Source organism: Pseudoalteromonas sp. meg-B1, assembly GCF_003173795.1.
Classification (GTDB): Bacteria; Pseudomonadota; Gammaproteobacteria; order Enterobacterales; family Alteromonadaceae; genus Pseudoalteromonas; species Pseudoalteromonas undina.
In genome coordinates, this window is the sequence record NZ_QGQU01000001.1 from 998491 (window position 1) to 1017596 (window position 19106).

15 protein-coding genes are annotated in these 19106 nt (G+C 40.1%); 9 read left to right on the forward strand and 6 right to left on the reverse strand.

Features of this window, described 5'->3' with window-relative positions; genetic code table 11:
- Window positions 1–65: 65 nt before the first annotated feature.
- Both DK924_RS04865 and pabB read right to left on the reverse strand, forming a co-directional pair.
- Entirely contained in the window at window positions 66–641 is a 576-nt protein-coding gene (locus DK924_RS04865) for a CoA pyrophosphatase (RefSeq protein WP_109874480.1), read from the reverse strand.
- Window positions 634–1992 carry an aminodeoxychorismate synthase component I gene (gene pabB / locus DK924_RS04870; protein ID WP_109874481.1) on the reverse strand — a complete coding sequence of 453 codons (1359 nt, stop codon included), beginning with the start codon at window positions 1990–1992 and terminating at the stop codon, window positions 634–636. Before pabB ends, DK924_RS04865 begins: the two co-directional genes overlap by 8 nt.
- Before the next feature lie 166 nt (window positions 1993–2158).
- Between pabB and DK924_RS04875 the strand changes: the two genes are divergently transcribed.
- From DK924_RS04875 to DK924_RS04910, 7 genes are all read left to right on the forward strand, one after another.
- Window positions 2159–3685, forward strand: a complete 1527-nt coding sequence (locus tag DK924_RS04875) for a fumarate hydratase (RefSeq protein WP_109874482.1) — start codon at window positions 2159–2161, stop codon at window positions 3683–3685.
- A gap of 432 nt (window positions 3686–4117) precedes the next feature.
- Window positions 4118–5158, forward strand: a complete 1041-nt coding sequence (locus tag DK924_RS04885) for a Glu/Leu/Phe/Val dehydrogenase (protein ID WP_010388535.1) — start codon at window positions 4118–4120, stop codon at window positions 5156–5158.
- A gap of 150 nt (window positions 5159–5308) precedes the next feature.
- Window positions 5309–5971, forward strand: coding sequence for a CatA-like O-acetyltransferase (locus tag DK924_RS04890; protein ID WP_109874483.1), 663 nt, complete (start codon window positions 5309–5311; stop codon window positions 5969–5971).
- 110 nt (window positions 5972–6081) lie between these two features.
- Window positions 6082–8970, forward strand: coding sequence for a ligand-binding sensor domain-containing diguanylate cyclase (locus tag DK924_RS04895; protein WP_109874484.1), 2889 nt, complete (start codon window positions 6082–6084; stop codon window positions 8968–8970).
- A gap of 210 nt (window positions 8971–9180) precedes the next feature.
- Window positions 9181–10389 carry a M23 family metallopeptidase gene (locus tag DK924_RS04900; protein WP_109874485.1) on the forward strand — a complete coding sequence of 403 codons (1209 nt, stop codon included), beginning with the start codon at window positions 9181–9183 and terminating at the stop codon, window positions 10387–10389.
- Window positions 10390–10532: 143 nt separating this feature from the next.
- Complete coding sequence (locus tag DK924_RS04905) at window positions 10533–11357, forward strand: M90 family metallopeptidase (RefSeq protein ID WP_054201131.1); 825 nt, start codon at window positions 10533–10535, stop codon at window positions 11355–11357.
- Between the two features lie 99 nt (window positions 11358–11456).
- Window positions 11457–14630, forward strand: a complete 3174-nt coding sequence (locus tag DK924_RS04910; protein ID WP_109874486.1) for an amidohydrolase family protein — start codon at window positions 11457–11459, stop codon at window positions 14628–14630.
- Between the two features lie 63 nt (window positions 14631–14693).
- Here DK924_RS04910 and DK924_RS04915 read toward each other — a convergent pair whose 3' ends face one another.
- The gene (locus DK924_RS04915; RefSeq protein WP_109874487.1) at window positions 14694–15269 is read right to left on the reverse strand and encodes a TetR/AcrR family transcriptional regulator; all 576 of its coding nucleotides are present in this window, start codon (window positions 15267–15269) and stop codon (window positions 14694–14696) included.
- Window positions 15270–15370: 101 nt separating this feature from the next.
- Here DK924_RS04915 and DK924_RS04920 point away from each other — a divergent pair, with 101 nt between their 5' ends.
- Complete coding sequence (locus DK924_RS04920) at window positions 15371–15847, forward strand: HPP family protein (protein ID WP_010388547.1); 477 nt, start codon at window positions 15371–15373, stop codon at window positions 15845–15847.
- A gap of 32 nt (window positions 15848–15879) precedes the next feature.
- Here DK924_RS04920 and DK924_RS04925 read toward each other — a convergent pair whose 3' ends face one another.
- On the reverse strand, window positions 15880–16242 hold the full coding sequence (locus tag DK924_RS04925) for a hypothetical protein (protein WP_010388549.1): 363 nt from the start codon (window positions 16240–16242) through the stop codon (window positions 15880–15882).
- A 150-nt stretch (window positions 16243–16392) separates the two neighbouring features.
- Here DK924_RS04925 and DK924_RS04930 point away from each other — a divergent pair, with 150 nt between their 5' ends.
- A complete protein-coding gene (locus tag DK924_RS04930) occupies window positions 16393–17145 on the forward strand; it encodes a Nif3-like dinuclear metal center hexameric protein (RefSeq protein ID WP_054201128.1) in 753 nt (250 codons plus the stop codon).
- Between the two features lie 149 nt (window positions 17146–17294).
- Here DK924_RS04930 and DK924_RS04935 read toward each other — a convergent pair whose 3' ends face one another.
- Together DK924_RS04935 and DK924_RS04940 are read right to left on the reverse strand one after the other, a co-directional pair.
- On the reverse strand, window positions 17295–18059 hold the full coding sequence (locus tag DK924_RS04935) for a YdcF family protein (protein ID WP_181388744.1): 765 nt from the start codon (window positions 18057–18059) through the stop codon (window positions 17295–17297).
- A 54-nt stretch (window positions 18060–18113) separates the two neighbouring features.
- A complete protein-coding gene (locus DK924_RS04940) occupies window positions 18114–19001 on the reverse strand; it encodes a LysR family transcriptional regulator (protein ID WP_010388553.1) in 888 nt (295 codons plus the stop codon).
- Between the last annotated feature and the right edge of the window lie 105 nt (window positions 19002–19106).

The following is a 19106-nucleotide window of genomic DNA, read 5'->3' on the forward strand; positions in this document are numbered from 1 at the left end:
TGTTCTTTGAACGGTCGACTATAATAACGTGGAAATGCAGGTGTGTAACCCTTATTAGCAAAGATTTAAACTGGTATGGCGAGTTGTTTTGTAAAGTTTTTAATAATGCTGGCTGTGGCACCCCACAAAAGCCCGTGAGGAGTGATAAAGCCATTTAAAGTTAGGGCTCTTCCATTACGTTCAAAGGGGATTGGTTGCCAATTAGCTTCGTTGTTCAGTGCTTTTATAGAGAGTAAAAAGCTGGCTTGTACTTCGTTATGATCGTTCTCCCATACCGTTTCTTTTTTAATTAAGCCCACAAAAGGACGTATAGTAAATCCAGTAAGGGTAGAGTATTCCGGCAGCTGGCCTAAAACTTGAACATTATGCGGGGGAATGTTTAGCTCCTCATGTAATTCACGCAGTGCCGTGGTGCGCAGGTTAACATCATTAATTTCAAATTTACCACCCGGTAAACAAATCTCCCCAGGGTGGTGATGTAAATAGGTTGGCCGCTTACACAATAAAACATGTGCTTCGTTATCTATATCAATCAAAGGTAGCATCACTGCACTGGCGCGCTTTTTTTTATTATCTTTGAGCTGATCCACGGCTAAACTGCGGTTTAATTGAAAACGAGCCGAAATGGTTTCACTATTCAAAGCGACCTTCATTTAATATAGGGAGTATTTTATTTACTTTATCGTATGTTTCTTGATATTCCAATTCGACTTTTGAATCAGCAACAATGCCACCGCCAGCCCAACAATGTATTTGCTGATGATGAGTAACTAAAGTTCGAATGGTAATACTGGTATCCATATTACCGCAGGCGCTAATATAGCCAATAGAGCCACAATAAATACTGCGTCTGTGTGGCTCCAGCTCTTCTATTATTTCCATTGCGCGCACTTTTGGTGCCCCGGTAATAGACCCTCCAGGGAATGCAGCTTCAAGTTGATCGACTGCTGTTTTTCCTTCATCAAGGATGGATGTAACTGTACTTACCAAATGGTGTACTGCCGGAAAGCTTTCAATAGCAAATAAAGAAGGTACAACAACAGAGCCCGGTTTTGCGACTTTACCTAAATCATTTCGTAGCAGGTCTACTATCATGACATTTTCAGCGCGGTCTTTACTGGAGTTTGCCAGTAATGTGGCTTGTTTGGCATCTTCTAAAGCATCGGCTTTACGTGGTAGCGTGCCTTTAATAGGTTTTGTTTCTACCTTGTTGTCGTGCACTGCAATAAAACGCTCGGGTGATATTGATAAAATAGCGCCTTGCGGATGATTTATAAAACTAGAAAAAGGCGCTTTATTGGCCTGCGTTAATTTAACATAGGCCGCCCAAGGAGACCCTTGGTAATGTGCGCTAAAACGCTGCGCTAGGTTAATTTGATAACAATCACCACTTTTTAAGTATTCTTCAATCGCGGCAAACTTTTCGCTATAACTCCTCTGACTCATATTTGACTGCCACTGTGATGTAAGCGAAAAGCTTTCATGTTTAGGTGGTTGCGCTAAATGCTGCTGATACTGCGAGAGACGATTTACATTGGGTTGCGAAATATAAAACCACTTACGCAGTTGTTTATCGTAAATCAGTGCATCAAGGTAAAGTCCAACGGCCATTTGCGGTAAATCAATATCGTTTAAAGCACTGTTTGGCAGTTGCTCTATGGTACGCCCTAAGTCATAACCAAAATAACCAAGCCAGCCACCGTTAAAGGGTAAATTGTTAGCGGCTTTTGTTGTATCGAGCTTTGCTAATTCATCGTTCATTATTTCAAAGCAGCTTTTAGCACTCGCTTGGTTATTAAAAACAGTTTGATTATTTTTAACTTCCAGGGTGCTTTGAGGTTCAATCGCAATCATGTCAAAACGACTGTTAATGTGATCGCTATCACCCGAATCTAGCAAAATAGCGTAGGGTAAATGAGCAAAATGCGAAAATACCTCTATACAATTTTGTGATATGGCTAATTCAACACAATTTTTTTTATTGTTTAGCATTTACTACCCCTTTAAGAACTGGCTCGAAACGGGCTGGGAGGGTATCATAAGTCAAATTTTTTTGGCAGCGTTTAGTGAGCGCTGTGGTTGAAAACAGTTCGAACCACCGTCACGGGTTTGATAAAGCTTACGTACAGCGTGCGTAACAACAACTTAAGGAACCACTATGAGTACAATTCGTCAGCAAGACTTTATTGATAGCATCGAAGATGCTTTGCAATATATCTCGTTTTACCACCCTCTTGATTTTGTTCAAGCGCTAGAAAAAGCGTATAACAAAGAGCAAAGCAAAGCCGCTAAAGATGCGATTGCACAAATCTTAATTAACTCGCGTATGTCGGCAGAAGGTAAGCGTCCGCTGTGCCAGGATACTGGGATCATCACCTGTTTCGTAAAAGTAGGTATGGATGTTAATTGGGATAAAACCGACTTAACAGTACAACAAATGGTTGATGAGGGGACGCGTCGTGCGTACTTAAATCCAGATAACCCATTGCGTGCATCGATTGTTGCCGACCCTGCGGGAACACGTAAAAATACTAAAGATAATACGCCATCAGTGGTACACATTGACTTAGTTGCAGGCGATAAAGTTGAAGTGATGGTGGCTGCTAAGGGTGGTGGCTCAGAGAACAAAAGTAAAATGGTGATGTTAAACCCATCTGACGATGTGGCCGAGTGGGTAGAAAAAACGTTACCAACAATGGGGGCGGGTTGGTGTCCACCAGGTATGCTAGGCATAGGTATTGGCGGCACAGCAGAAAAAGCTGCGGTAATGGCCAAAGAGTCATTAATGGATCCGGTTGATATTCATGAGCTTATTGAGCGCGGTGCAGAAACAACAGAAGAAAAACTGCGTTTAGAAATTTTTGATCGTGCGAATAAGTTAGGCATTGGTGCTCAAGGCCTTGGCGGCTTAACTACGGTTGTTGATGTTAAAATTAAAACGGCGCCTACTCACGCGGCTTCAAAGCCTGTGGTTATGATCCCAAATTGTGCAGCGACCCGCCACGTACACTTTACGCTTGATGGTTCAGGCCCTGCGAATTTAAAAGCACCTAAATTAGAAGATTGGCCAGAAGTGACTTTCGAAGTGGGTGAGGGCACACGCCGTGTTAATTTAGATACTCTTACTAAAGAAGACACTAAAGAATGGAAAATGGGTGAAACCGTTTTACTCTCAGGTACTATTTTAACGGGTCGAGATGCTGCTCATAAACGTCTTCAGGATATGATCAACTCAGGGGAAGGTTTACCTGAAGGTGTTGATTTTGATAACAAGTTTATTTACTACGTTGGCCCTGTGGATGCAGTAGGCGATGAAGCAGTAGGCCCAGCGGGTCCTACAACGGCAACTCGTATGGATAAATTTACCGACATGATGTTAGAAAAAACCGGCATCGTAGGTATGATTGGTAAAGCTGAACGAGGCCCAGCAACGGTTGAGTCTATTAAAAAGCACCAGTCAGTGTATTTGATGGCGGTAGGTGGTGCGGCATACTTAGTATCTAAAGCAATTAAAAAAGCACGTGTTGTTGCCTTTGAAGATTTAGGTATGGAAGCTATCTACGAATTTGAAGTAGAAGATATGCCAGTAACGGTTGCCGTTGACAGCGAAGGTGAAAATGCTCACACCCAAGGTCCTGCAATTTGGAAAGCAAAAATTGAAGAACTAGATAGTAAAATGAAGTAAGTTTTCTGCATAAACAGCAATTATAAAAGCGAGCACCCCGTGCTCGTTTTTTTTATTTTTAAAATTTGCAGATACTTAAACACCTCAGACCAGTTTGTGCTGCACAGGCAGTTTTTGTATAACCCATTGTATTTTATGATGTAGTGTTCTTTTTCAAGATGTACTATTAAGTTTACATATAAATTCAAAGTGACGTTCACGTAAGCGTAAACTTTAACCGCGATGACGTTTTTAGCTTTTATACTTAACAATATAATTATTATTAAATTTTTTATGCATATTTATCGCGATAAATCGTTTTATTTTTCTATTGAGTGCGGTTTATTTGGTTTATCTACTCATAGTGTGGCGAACCATCAACTGAAGTGATAAAGTCTCGTCAATTTGTAGCGTGCTTGCCCAAAAGGGCTCATTATTTTCGGAGTATTTATAGTGGTTGTATTTAATCAAGTTGAATTTGATAACCATGAACAAGTGGTTTTTTGTTCAGACAAAGCGTCTGGTTTAAAGGCTATTATTGCGGTACATAACACAAATTTAGGCCCAGCTGTAGGTGGTTGTAGAATGTGGGATTATGCCAACGATGAGGATGCAGTTTACGACGTATTGCGCTTATCAAAAGGGATGACCTATAAAAATGCTGTGGCACGCTTGCCATTTGGTGGTGGTAAGTCAGTTATTATTGGCAATGCAAAAGAGATCAAGTCTGAACAGTTGTTTCGTGCATTTGGTCGTCAATTAGAGCGTTTAAATGGCAGCTACTACTCAGCAGAAGACGTAAATATCACGTGTGATGATGTGGCGTTAATGAACAAAGAAACAAATTACGTGCTAGGCCTTGAAGGCAAAAGTGGTAACCCATCGCCATTTACAGCTTACGGCACGTTTTTAGGTATGAAAGCAGCGCTTCATCATCAGCGCGGCATTCAAGATTTCTCAGGTATTAAAGTGGCTGTGCAAGGTTTAGGTGCGGTGGCTTATGGATTATGTAAGCACTTGGCTGAAGCTGGTGCAGAATTATTTGTTACCGATATTAACCAAGCAGCGGTAGAGCGTGTAGTCAACGATTTTGGTGCAACAGCGGTTGGTATTGATGAAATATACGACTTAGATGTTGATGTGTATGCGCCTTGTGCGTTAGGTGCCACTATTAATGACACAACGATCCCTCGTTTAAAAGCAACTATAATAGCAGGTTGTGCAAATAATCAGCTTGCAGAATCACGCCATGGTGAAATTATACGTGAAAAAGGTATTTTATACGCACCAGATTATGTAATAAATGCAGGCGGTATTATTAACGTGTATTACGAAACAGCGCCTGAAGGTTACAGTAAAGAGGCGTCTAATAAACACGTAGAGAAAATTTTCGATACATTAAGCGAAATCTTTACCCGTAGTGAAAAAGAACAAAAATCAACGCATTTAATTGCTGATGAGCTTGCTCAAGAAATTATTGAAAACGGACTTTAAGTTTTTATTTAGTTCAACTAAGGAGCGAATATCGCTCCTTTTTTTATGCCTATATAAGACTTTGGTATAACTACACCCAAAGCATCATTTTAGTTAATGCGAATATAGGCAAAGCGAGGTAAAATTTTACTTTTGCTCTGTGTATAATTTATGTCCTCTGCCGATTTATCTCTTCGGGCTATTGATTTTGATCAGTGGCCGCGCAAACAACATTTTGAATTGTTTCAAAACTTCACTCAGCCTTATTTTAATGTGTGTGTAAGACTCAATGCTAAAAAGCTATATACCGTGTGTAAGCAAACTAATCGTGCTTTTTTTCATGGTTATGTTTATTGCTTATTAAAAGCATGTCATGAGTATGAGCCGATGATGCTGCGTATTGTTAATCAAAAACCTTATTATTTAAACACCATGCGCGCGAGTGTTGTTGAGCTTGCCGATGATGACTCGTTTCGCTTTAGTTATTTTAAACAGCAAAACTCGTTAAATGAGTTTGCTAATAAAGCAAAAGCGATTAGTCATGAAGCAAGGTTAAACCCGCTGTTTTCTGATGCCTTTGCAGCAACTGAAGGACAAGCTGATTTAATTCACGTTTCTGTTTTACCTTGGTTAAACTTTAGCAGCTTTTCGCATGCGTTTACCCAGGGCCAAAGCTGTGGCATCCCTAAATTTGTGTTTGGTCAATACAACCCCGATACAGGCGAAATGCCACTATCAATTGATGTCCATCATGCGTTATTAGATGGACTACATGTGGCTAAGTTCATCCAACAATTACAACATACATTTGATAGTTTGAGTGATAATACTTAATGAAAAAGTTGTAAATCTTATGTTATTATTTGCTGGTGATGTTTTCTAATTAAATTTTCACCTTGATTTTACTCAAATATAAAAACTAATAATTATAAAGGCAGTGTCTGATGAATCGCTTGGTGATTTTATGTTTCTTGTTGGTGATTTTTACTGTTGATGCTCAGCAACAGACTCGGCTGCCGTTGCGCGATTATTTTTTTGAAACGTGGAATACCCGTTCGGGCCTTCCTCACAATAGCATTAATAGCCTTGCACAAACACAAGATGGCTATTTATGGGTAGGTACTTGGGAAGGGCTTGCCCGCTTTAACGGTCAAGAATTTAAACTATTTACCCGCTCAGAAATTACCGATTTGCCTGACTCAGGCGTACGTGCGCTTACCCCCACATCCGATGGCGGCTTACTCATAGCCGGAGCGCGCGGCGGTATTAGTTTATATCAGCACCGACAATGGGACACTCAACCTAATGCCCAAGCAATGGTTAATCACGTATTTAAGAGTAAAAACGAGGATTTGTGGTTGGCACTTGAAAATGATGGTGTGTTTTATCGACCTGCCAAAAGCACTCAAGATATCCCAATAATACAAAACGTCAGTGCTTACAGAATAATTGAAGATAAGCAGGGCACTATATGGGCTGCAACCAGTGATGGGCTGTATAAAATAGTTAACTACACGGCTACATTGATGACTCCACATCATGGTTTGCCGGATGCACCTGTATATACTCTATTGATTACCCGTGAAGGACGCCTTGTTATTGGTAGTGAAAGAGGTGCGCGAGTATTAAATGGCAATGTGTTCGAGTCACCCCATCTACAGCTTAATGCTGAGTCGATTTCTAGTTTATTAGAAGATAACCATGGTGATTTATGGTTTGGCACTATTAATAAAGGGGTATTTAGGCTTAGTGTTGATGGCATAGAACAATTAGATGCTAAAAATGGCTTACCTGCAAACCGCATATTGTCGTTATTGCAAGACAGAGAAAACAGTATTTGGGTAGGTACCAACGCGGGTGTATTTAGATTAAGAGAAGCCCCGTTTTCATCGTGGGGAAAAAAGCGAGGCTTATCTAGCGACTACGTACGCACGGTACTTTCACATTCTGATGGCAGTTTATGGATAGGCGGGAGTACAGGCTTAGATCGGCTGCAAAACAATAAAATCACCCATATTAAAGGAACTAAGCAAGGCTCTCCTTATTCAGTATTGAGCTTACTTGAACAAAGCCAAGGTGATGTTTGGGTCGGTACTTACACTTCAGGTGTTTTAAAGGTGGTTAATAACGAGCTTGTACCTTACTTAAATCGTGATAATGGCCTTGGTAGTAATGAAGTACGCTCGTTACTTTTTGATTCAAAAAATCGTTTATGGGTAGGTTCAGCCATGGGGTTAACGCGAGTTAATACCGACGGCAGCTTAGACCAATTTACTAATGAGAAAGAGTTGCCGAGTGGCTTTATTCTAGCTTTGAGTGAAGATAAGAGGGCAAATATTTGGATAGGAACTGGCAATGGCGTAGTAGTTTACAATACCAATACGGATAAATTTAAACCAATTCAGTTCCCTGAAGCGTTTTCGGCTAAATATGCGTTTGGCTTTTATATTGACGATAAATATACCTGGATGGCGACCGATAGAGGTTTATTGCGTTATCAACATTCAAATGGCCATATGACTATTTTAGGGAGGGAGTTAGGATTACCGGTTGATAAGCTTTTTCAAATTGTGCCCTTTAAAGATTCACTTTGGCTATCAAGTAACCGTGGCATTATTGAAGTTAATTATAAGCAAGTTAATAAGCTACTAGACTCAGCTACAAAAGGTAGTCAGACGCTAGCTTTTCAATTATACGATGAGGGCGATGGCATGCTCAGTGCGCAAGCCAATGGAGGGTCAACGCCTTCGGCTACAGCGCATTCAGATGGTACTATTTGGTTTGCCACCGCAAAAGGGGTGAGTACGGTTAAACCCGCGCGATTAAAAGAAGCCACCGAGATACCGTTACCAACTATTGTAGAAAGTTTTTCTGTAGATGGTAAACCCATGTTATTGCCTGTTGATGGTGACACACTTGTTTTGCCACCTGGAGTTACACGGCTGTCGTTCCATTATGCGGGTTTAAGTTTTATTATGCCGCAGCGATTAAACTTTCAAACAAAAATGAAAGGCTTTAATGATGAATGGGTCGATCGTTTGCACATTGCGACAGCTGAGTATACTAATTTACCCGCGGGAAAATATTCATTTGCAGTGCGTTCTGCCTACCCTAATACCGATTGGCAGCAAAATGACAAAGTGATTCATTTTGAAATTCAATCGCATTTTTGGCAAAAGACCAGCTTTAAGCTATTAGTATTCTTTATTTTTGTTGTTGTTATATACAGCGCATATCGTTATCGCTTGTATCGCTATAAGCAGGTAGAAAAAGAGCTAACTAGCCGAGTGGTAAAGCAAACTCAAGCACTGCAAGAGCAAGCAAGTGCCTTTGCATATCAAGCCACGCATGATCAGCTCACTGACTTACCGAATCGCCGGGCATTTGATGGTTGGCTGGCCGACAACTTTACAGATTTTAAAGCGCGTAATACTCCGCTTGCGATTGCCATTATGGATATTGACCACTTTAAACGCATTAATGATGGTTGGTCTCATTTGATTGGCGATCAGGTTATATGTGAAGTCGCCAATATTCTTAAAGCGCATTGTGAAGGCGAGCAAGAAGTGGCTCGTTGGGGCGGTGAAGAATTCACATTTGTATTTCCTGACATGAATACTGTGCAAGCACAGCAATTATGTGAACAATTACGCAAAGAAATTGAAAATAATGATTTTTCGTCTATTGCCCAGGGGCTTAGTGTAACCGTGAGCTTTGGTGTTTCTGACTCAGATAATGTCGATGATTACGATCGGTTATTATCTCGTGCTGATCAAGCTTTATACAAGGCAAAAAACAATGGCCGAAATAGGGTTGAGTGCATAGCTTCCTAAAAAGAGCTGCTTTAATGCGTTAAATCGTTTTTTCCGACAGCTTTTATCATATAGAGAATTTCAACTTCTTTATTATTTGTGTAGGTTAAGTTAATTCATTAAGTAATTATATGTAAGCATAAGTAATATTAATTAACTTTATTTTAATTTGGGTGCTATACCTTGTGTACCCATTAAGGGTTTTTTTGCTTTTTACTTAAGGAATATAAGATGAAAAACAAGATAATTAATATTACATTCGCAAGTCTTCTAGGGGCCTCACCCGTGGTATTAGCTGAAGGCGATAAGCATGATGACTTTTTGTTTACTAAACAGTCTTTAGCATCACTCAAGCTTAACTCTTTACTGACTATTGATGATACGCAATTTGTGTTTAATGACTCATTATTAAACGAAGATTGGGATAACTTTTTTTCTTTGCATGCGTCAGCAATTGAAGATAAAAAAGAGCTCATTTTACACTGGGCAGGTTATACCAGTATTAATCCAAAAGTAATTTTAGCGCTGATAGAGCAACAAAGTGGCTTACTTTCAAACCCAAATGCTGATATTGAGAACCCTTTAGCTGGTATAACAGACAAGCGTGGTTTTGATGCGCAAGTAAAACACGTAGTGATGAAATTAAGTCAACGCTTTTATGCATATAAGCAGTGGCAAGAGTCACAAGATAAGTTAAAAAAACGAAATCAGGCAACCCAAACTACGAGTAGCACAGCTGCAACTGCGGCTCTAGTAAGTCTGTTTGCAGATAGCGATAGACTGGCATCAAACTCTAAAAATAATCAACAGACTTTGACTGAGTTTTTAGCTACGTTTGACCGTGTATTTCCTAGTAACACTAGTCAATTGCAACGTTCATTGAATAGTGTAGATCAAAATAATGAAAAACAACTTTTAGCCGCTAGTTTTGAAATGAACTTACCGTGGCCGTCTGGCTATTGGTACAGTGGTGGCGCTCACTCAAATACAGGTTCTGGCTACCCATACTCATCACTTGATTTTAACAATGGCTCTGGTGGCTGGGGCGCTAATACTCCTTTTGTTCAAGCTGCGCATGGCGGAACGGTAACTCGCTTTTCTTCCTGCAATATTCGAGTAACACACGCCAGTGGCTATTCAACCAACTACTACCACATGTCAAACCTTCAATATAGCAGTGGTGATTATATTCAACCTGGTGCATGGTTAGGTCGCTATGCAAATAATTATAATCAAGCATTGTGTGAGGGCGGCCAATCATCAGGTCCTCATGTTCATTTTACTTTATTGTATAATGGACAACAGGTTTCTCTGCATAATAAATATATAAGTGAGCATCGGATTGATGTTGGCTCAAGTAATTATGACACCAACTGTAATCGTTTCTATTTTGAACGATATGGCTATCGTACATGTGCATGGCAGCCTTTGTATCGCTAGAATGATATAAATAAACAAACAGTTCACTTGTTAAAGAAAAGGCCACGCTCTAACAGATGTGTGGCTTTTTATTTAGTGTTAAATAATTGAATTCTAGTTTTATGGACCAATTAATACTGTATAGATAATTATAGGGCTATTAAATGGTAAACGGATTATTGATTTTCTTACTTTTTGCGTTTGTCGTTATTTTTTGGCGTTGGCCTGATATTCAAAATACTCTGTGGCGCCGTAAATACAGTCATTTATCATTAAGCCCACAACAGCATGCGCTGTTGCTGCGGGCTATGCCAATTTATAACAAAATGACTGATGCAGATAGAGCCAAGTTGGCTCGTCATATTGTGTGGTTTTTAAATGAAAAGCGCTTTGTTGGCTGTGATGGGTTGCAACTAACTGAAGCAATGAAACTCATTATTGCCGCCGATGCTTGCCTGCTGGTACTAAATAAATCTTGGCCTTTGTATAAAAACGTGAAGGAAATTTTACTCTATCCCAGCGCCTATTATGCGCCTCAATCAAGTCGCGATAACGCAGGACTTGTTAGTTTTCATAATACCGTAAGGCAAGGTGAATCATGGCCAGGAGGCACACTGGTGCTGAGCTGGCATGATGTGCTTGAGGGTAACCGCTTACCCAGTGACGGGCATAATTTAGTGTTTCATGAGTTTGCGCATCAACTTGATCAAGAAACCGGTAAAACCACCGGCACGCCATTACTTACATCACAGACTCACTATCAACAATGGGGCAAGGTATTTAGCCGAGCGTTTTCGCAGTTAAAAACACACGTTGCTTATAACATGCCGCATGTTATTCATAGCTACGGAGCCACAAATGAGGCAGAATTTTTTGCGGTGATCACCGAAACGTTTTTAGAAAAACCCGCAGATTTACGCCGCGATGACCCTGAAATTTACCGTTTGCTGGTAGATTTTTATCAATTTGATCCTATTGTTTGGCATTAATTTTATGCACTTCATCCTATTACGCTGGTAACTTGCTAGCGTTTTTGTTGCAATCATTTAATAGAGCAACACACAGCAACAATAATAAGTGAGATAAGCATGAAGAAAATGCTGCAAACAGCGCTTGCGTTATCAGTTTCATTGGCATTGGGTCAAGTACACGCAGAGCAAACAGATGAAAAAAAATGGCAAGTTGATTCACCAAAAGGGCAATTTGTAGATGCTTCTATTAGTGTAGAGCAAGGCACATGGATGAATGTAGATATAAGCCCTGATGGAGAAACCTTAGTATTTGACTTACTGGGCGATATTTACACTATGCCAATGAGTGGTGGTAAAGCCACTCAAATAACCTCTGATATCGCATGGCAAATGCAGCCGCGTTTTAGCCCAGATGGTAAACATATCGCATTTACCTCAGATCAGGGGGGCGGTGATAATATTTGGGTTATGGACGTTAATGGCGAGAATCAAACTGCAGTAACGGACGAAACGTTTCGTTTACTTAATAGCCCGGCATGGAGCCCTGATGGCGATTATTTAGTTGCACGTAAGCACTTTACCGCCAGTCGTTCTTTGGGCGCGGGTGAAGTTTGGCTTTATCACAAAGCGGGTGGTAAAGGGGTACAACTGACTAAACGTGAAAACGATCAAAAAGATTTAGGTGAGCCGATGTTTTCACCTGATGGCCGTTATGTTTATTTTTCTCATGATGCTACCCCAGGTAAAACCTTTCATTACTCAAAAGACTCGGTTGCGGGTATTTATAAAATTAAGCGCTATGATCGTGAAACCGGTGAAATAGAAACGATTATTAGTGGTATGGGTGGGGCAATCAGACCAACTCCGTCACCTGATGGTAAAAAACTTGCCTATGTAAAGCGTGATGACTTTCAAACTAGCTTGTACTTATACGATTTAACCAGCGGTGAGCATACCAAGCTATATGACAAGCTAGAGCGCGATATGCAAGAAACATGGGCTATTCATGGGGTATACCCAACAATTGCGTGGACACCAGATAATGAAGAGTTAGTATTTTGGGCTGGTGGCACCATTCATAAACTCAATGTCGATGATAAATCTGTCAGCGATATTGCATTCAAAATAGACACCACGAAAAAAATTCAAAAAGCGGTGCGCTTTACTCAAAATATCGATACTGAAGAATTTGATGTAAAAATGCTGCGAAATGTACAAATTAGCCCAGATGGTGAAACGGCATTGTTTGAAGCACTGGGTCATATTTATAAACGCGATTTAGACTCAGGAAAAATCAAACGTTTAACCAAGCAAACCGATCATTATGAGTTATTTCCACAGTACTCGCGTGATGGCAAAAAAATTGTCTACACCACGTGGGACGATAATGAACAAGGCACAGTGCGCGTTGTTTCTGCACGAAGTGGTCGCGGCGATACTATTACCGATGAACCGGGAAAATATGTAGAGCCTACCTTTAGTCCAGATGGCAAAACAGTGGTATATCGTAAAGCCAGCGGCGGCAGCATTTTAAATCCTAAATGGTCATTACACCCTGGTATTTACAGTGTTAGCACTAAAGGTGGTAAGAGTGAACTAATTTCTAAAAGTGGTTACCAACCGCAGTTTGGTAGTGCCAACGATCGTGTTTATGTTATGAGTCCATGGCCTAAACCAACGTTAAGTGTGGTTGAGCTTGAAAGTAAAAAAGTGCGCAAACTCTATGAATCAGAGCATGCCACTGAATTTAGGGTATCGCCTGATGGCGAGTATTTAGCATTTGCAGAGCGCTTTAAAGTGTTTGTAACACCGTTTGTTGAGCGTGGCAAAACCATTAATATTGGCCCTAAAGACAGCCAATTTCCAATTGAGCAATTATCTGTTCGTGCTGGTGAAAATATTAGCTGGAGTGCCAACAGCAATAAACTCTATTGGACACTTGGCCCTGAGCTATACCATGCCAGTTTAGATGGAATGTTTGCTATTAATAAAGCCGATGACCAAGGGGTTAAAGTCAAAAGCGGGACTAACATTGGTTTTAGCAAAAAAATGGCTGAACCAGAAGGCATGATTGCCTTAACTGGCGCAAAAATTATTACCATGGACGGCGAAAAAGTCATTGAAAATGGCGTTATTGTTACCGATGGTAAACATATTAAAGCTATTGGCTCTGCTGCAGATATTAGCATTCCAAAAAATGCTGAGATTGTTGATGTAACAGGCAAAACAATTATGCCTGGTATGGTTGATGCGCATGCGCATGGCTCACAAGCAAGCGATGAAATTATCCCACAACAAAATTGGAAAAACTTTGCAGGCCTTGCGCTAGGTGTTACCACCATCCACGATCCATCAAACGACACCACTGAAATATTCACTGCCAGTGAAATGCAAAAAGCCGGTATGATTGTCGGCCCGCGTATTTTTTCTACTGGTACTATTTTATATGGCGCGAATATGCCTGGTTATACTTCGCATATTGATTCATTAGATGATGCTAAATTTCATTTAGAACGCTTGAAAAAAGTAGGGGCGTTTAGTGTTAAGTCTTATAACCAACCTCGCAGAGAGCAGCGTCAGCAAGTGATTGAGGCTGGTCGTGAACTTGAAATGATGGTCGTGCCAGAAGGGGGCTCATTATTACAACATAACTTGAGTATGGTGGTTGATGGGCATACAGGGATTGAGCATTCCATTCCGGTTGAACATATTTATGATGATATTAAGCAGTTGTGGTCACAAAGTGATGTAGGTTATACGCCTACATTGGTGGTTGCCTATGGCGGTATTTGGGGGGAAAACTACTGGTACGATAAAACTGATGTGTGGAATCATCCTCGATTGAGCAAGTTTGTGCCAAAAAATCAATTATTACCACGTTCAATGCGTCGTGTTAAAGCGCCCGATCATCACTATAACCACTTTAACAATGCACGTGTGGCAGCTGAACTACAAGATTTAGGTGTACTGGTTAATTTAGGTGCACATGGTCAGCGTGAAGGTTTAGGTGCGCACTGGGAAATGTGGATGTTTGCTCAAGGTGGTATGACGCCGCTTGAGGCTATTCGAGCATCAACGCTCGATCCTGCTAAATACCTAGGTTTAGATAAAAACGTAGGCTCATTAGAAGTCGGTAAACTGGCAGATTTAATGGTTATAGATGGCGACCCACTGAAAAACATCCGCGATTCAGATAAAATTGATTACACCATGATCAACGGCCGCTTGTTCGACGCAGCAACGATGAACGAAGTTGGTAAAAAACAACGTGACCCATTATTTTTTGAATAAGGCAGGCGTTTTTTAGTTAATAAGCGGCTATTTAGCCGCTTTTTTTATATTGTGTTTACCTATTTAACCAACTGCTACTATCGCTTTTAAAATATTATCACTAGGTGGAGCTACTGATACATCATGCATCACTCTCGCTCTAGTTATAAATCCTTCTTTTAAAATGAGTAAATGGTGTGCGGCTTCAATTGCTTTTTCTCTATTATGAGCAAATTCAGGGGTTTCTAAAAGAGCTGATAGTATAATCTCAAAGTTCGTTTGCTTATGCTGTTTGCAAAGTTTGGCAATAGGGTCCTTCTCTATAGGGTATTCAGCTGCAGTATTAATAAAAAAACAGCCATTAAAGTTACCTAACTCTGAAACCTCATTATTAATCCACTTTTTCAGTCCGAAAAAAATTGCTTGCGCGACTAATATAGCACTTGGTTGTAGACATATTTTTTTTAGCCAAGCGTTAAAGCACATGTCGCGTGCGACTAAACAAGCACAAATAAGCGCATCTTTGCTTTCAAAGTGCTTGTATAAGGTTTTTTTTGCAATGCCGGATACAGCTAAAATTTCATTAATACCAACAGCGTGTATACCCTTTTTATAAAAAAGGCTCAGTGCCGTACTGATTATTTGTTGTTGTTTATTCATGATATTCCAAATTTGAGCAGTAAAAACACAGCTTGACATAGGTAGACCGACTTGTCTATATTGCAGGTGTAGACAAGTCGGTCTACTTTTAAGGAGGTAATATGCATAGTGAGCAAATAAAGTCGGCATTAATCGCAGGTGTTTTTTCTACTTTTGTTTTGGCTTTTTTGGCGTGGCTAAATTATATGGGTGATTACGGTATTTGGTTAATGGCGCCATTTGGCGCAACAGCTGTGCTTGTTTTTGGCGTACCACAGAGCCCATTAGCTAAGCCAAAAAACGTAATAGGGGGGCATATGCTGACCGCAATGATTGGGGTTGTTTTTAGCTATTATAGTGCTGATAGTGCGATCATGATTGGGCTGGCTGTGGGTATTGCTATAACTTTGATGATGATCACTAAAACGATTCACCCTGCTGCCGGTGCAAACCCTATCTTAATTATTGAGTCTAGCCAAAGTTGGGATTTTTTAATAATGCCAGTACTTGCCGGGACAGTGTTTATTGTGGTGTGTGGTTTTGTCGCGACGTGGTTTTTGCAGCTATTGATAGAAACTAAACATAAAAAAACCGCTTAACGCGGTTTCTTTTATACTGAGCACTCAGTGAATTACACTACACCGCGCGGTAGGCGACAGTCGTGATCTTTACGAGCAAGCTCTACTATCCAAAGCTCTTCTGCTGTGTAACCTTCTTCGTTCTCAGTGATCACGGTGAAAGGCGCTTTTTTCTGTGCTTTTACAGGAGCAGCTTTTTTAGTTTTTTTAGCGGGTGCTTTTACTGCAGCTTTTTTTGTAGACTTTCCAGAGCTTAATTCTTTAGTCAGCTCTGCTACATCAGCTAGGCGCATATTCTTGCCGCCATCAACGCTGTACCAGCCAGGTTTAGTTGTTATTTCAGGTTTTTTACCATTGGCAGCTTCATATGCAGCTTCAAAGGCAGATAACACTTCTGTTTTGTCTAGTTTGCTCATCAGAGACCCTATACGTTGTTTACACAGATAAAGAAGAGGTATTTATACCTATTTTAGAACTGTTTTTCAATTTTTTGCGATTTTCCTTTCATTTTTAGCGCATAACCGCCAAAATTTGTACAAAATTCAGTGCAAAGTAAGGTAAGTAGTATGCAACGTAGAGAATTTAATCAACTATTAAATACCCTGTTAAAGCCAGAAACCATTAACGATTTTTGTCCAAACGGACTTCAGGTAGAAGGTAAAGATGAGATACGCACCATAGTAACGGGTGTAACGGCAAGCCAAGCACTTATTGATGCCGCGATTGAAAAAAATGCCGATGCCATTTTGGTACACCATGGCTATTTTTGGAAAGGCGAGTCACAACCTATCATTGGCATGAAAAAGCGTCGTGTGGCTGCACTTTTAGCTAACGACATCAATTTATTTGCTTATCATTTGCCATTAGATATTCACCCTGAAATCGGCAACAACGCTCAGCTAGCGCAATTACTCGATATTGAGATTGAAGCAGGTTTAGAGCCAGTCAATAACAGTGTCGCGATGAAAGGGCGGTTAAAAACGCCGCTAACGGGGTGCGAATTTGCTAAAAAAATAAACCAAGTGCTTAATCGCGAGCCTCTGACAAGTTTAGTGCGTAATGATAAAATTGAAACAATTGCCCTGTGCACTGGTGGCGGGCAAGGCTATATAGATTTAGCAGCTGAGCAGGGGCTAGATGCTTACTTAACCGGTGAAGCGTCAGAACAAACAATACATAGTTCTCGCGAGCAAAATATCGACTTTTTTGCTGCTGGCCACCATGCCACAGAGCGATACGGTATTAAAGCGCTGGGTGAATACCTTGCTGATAAATATGGCTTTGATGTAACATTTATTGATATAGACAACCCAGTCTAAGGCCTTGCCGTAAATACAATGCAGTCTAAGTAACCTACTCATAACTTATTTTGAGTAGGTTCTTTAAAATCTAAAGTTTAAAATAATTTATTACTTTAATATGTTATAGAGAGTTTCCGCTGAGGTTAAAACCCATCAACAATAAAAAATCAAAGAGCTTCAGGATTTATTGTGCGACGTATTTTTATCCATGTATCGCCAAGTACTTCATGGGCAAATTGAGTCACTACTAGTAATGCTTTTGCGTTGGGTATGAGTTGCTTATACCAAGGGTACGCTGCAAAGTTGTGGTAGTCAGTTGCTGCGGGGATCACAGTGATGCCTTGAGCATTAAATAAATTTATTGCTCTGGGCATATGGCTTACAGAAGTAACTAAAGCGGTATTATAATCAACTAGTTTTGAGGCTAAAAATGCGGCTTCTTGCGCTGTGTCCATTGCGTTTGGATTTTGTACAATGCGATTTTTATTAATACCCAAGCTAATTGCCGTTTTATACATAAGTGCGCTGTTGGTGACTTTTTCATAACCCCCACCCGATACAATTAACTGAGCTCGCGGATATATATTAGCGAGCCTAATACCTTCCACTAAACGTGTTAATGCACAATTTCCTAGCTGGCTGTTAGCACTAAGGGCTGGGTTAGGGTTTATGTCGCAGCCAAGTACCACAATTTTATCTATGCTAGGGTGCTCATTGATACTAAAAGCCAATGAAGTAGGTTGATTATGTTTAATCAATAAGTTGGCAACCCAGGGCGTACTGGCAAGTAATAAGGTTGCAAGACTCAAAAAAGACAAGGTAATAACAAGCTTTCGTTGTTTGAGTGCAAAAATAAGCAGTATTAGGCTAAGTAAACCTAGTAATGGTAACGGCATGAGTAAACCGCCCAATATTTTTTTAAGTTCAAACATAATGAGTAACACGGTTGAATATATTTACTAACATGTTACTCATAAGTTTTAGATTTATCGACCGTTATTTAATTTACAGGTGTTTAAAAAATGACGGTAAACCGGATTGTCTTTCATGTCTTTTTTCATCGCTAAGTACATCGGACGGGTTAAACCAAGCGCGCCCAGTGGAATTGACTTAATTAGCCCTTGGCTTTCATACGGAGTAACGAGCCAATCAGGTAGGGCGGCTACACCCATACCTGCACTGACTAATTGAAATATAAGTAAGCCCTGATCAACTGTTTTAAGCGTGCCGTCAAAACGTGCATTTTGAATAAAATGCTTAAATATATCTTGGCGCTCACGGGGAATCGGGTAAGAAATAATAGTTTCGTTTTTTAAATCAAGCGCAGTTACGTAGGCTTTTTTAGCTAAGTCATGATCCGGTGCCACTATTAGCTTAAGCTTAAAGTCAAATAGGTGGGCGTATTCTAGTTTGTCGGGTTCACGCACATCTGAGGTAAGCACTAGGTCTAATTCATCATTTAATAAGTCTGGGATGGCGTCGTAACTAAAACCACGTTCGTAATCAATCTTTATGTCAGGCCAAAAATTATTAAACTCTTTAATAGTAGGCAATAGCCAATGAAAACAGGCATGACATTCAACACTTAGACGCAGTTGTGAGATTGGCTGATTTAAACTTTCTTTTAATCGGCATTTAGTTGCTTCTAACTTAGGTAATATTTCGTGTGCTAATTCAAGTAATAACATACCTTGAGGTGTAAATCGGACGGGTTGAGTTTTTCGTTCGAACAACTGGCAATCTAATTTATTTTCTAAATCTTTGATCTGATGCGATAAAGCTGACTGAGTTAAAAATAGCTCGCGGGCTGTATTAACTAACGATCCCGTTTCTTTAAGGGTCGCTATAGTTTTTAGGTGTTTAATGTCAATCATCTTTAATAAATCTCATGGGTATGGTGAGTATTGCTTAGATTAACTACATACTACGCTTATATAAAAATCGTTTCAACGTCTAGATGGCTATAAAAGTGAGGTTTG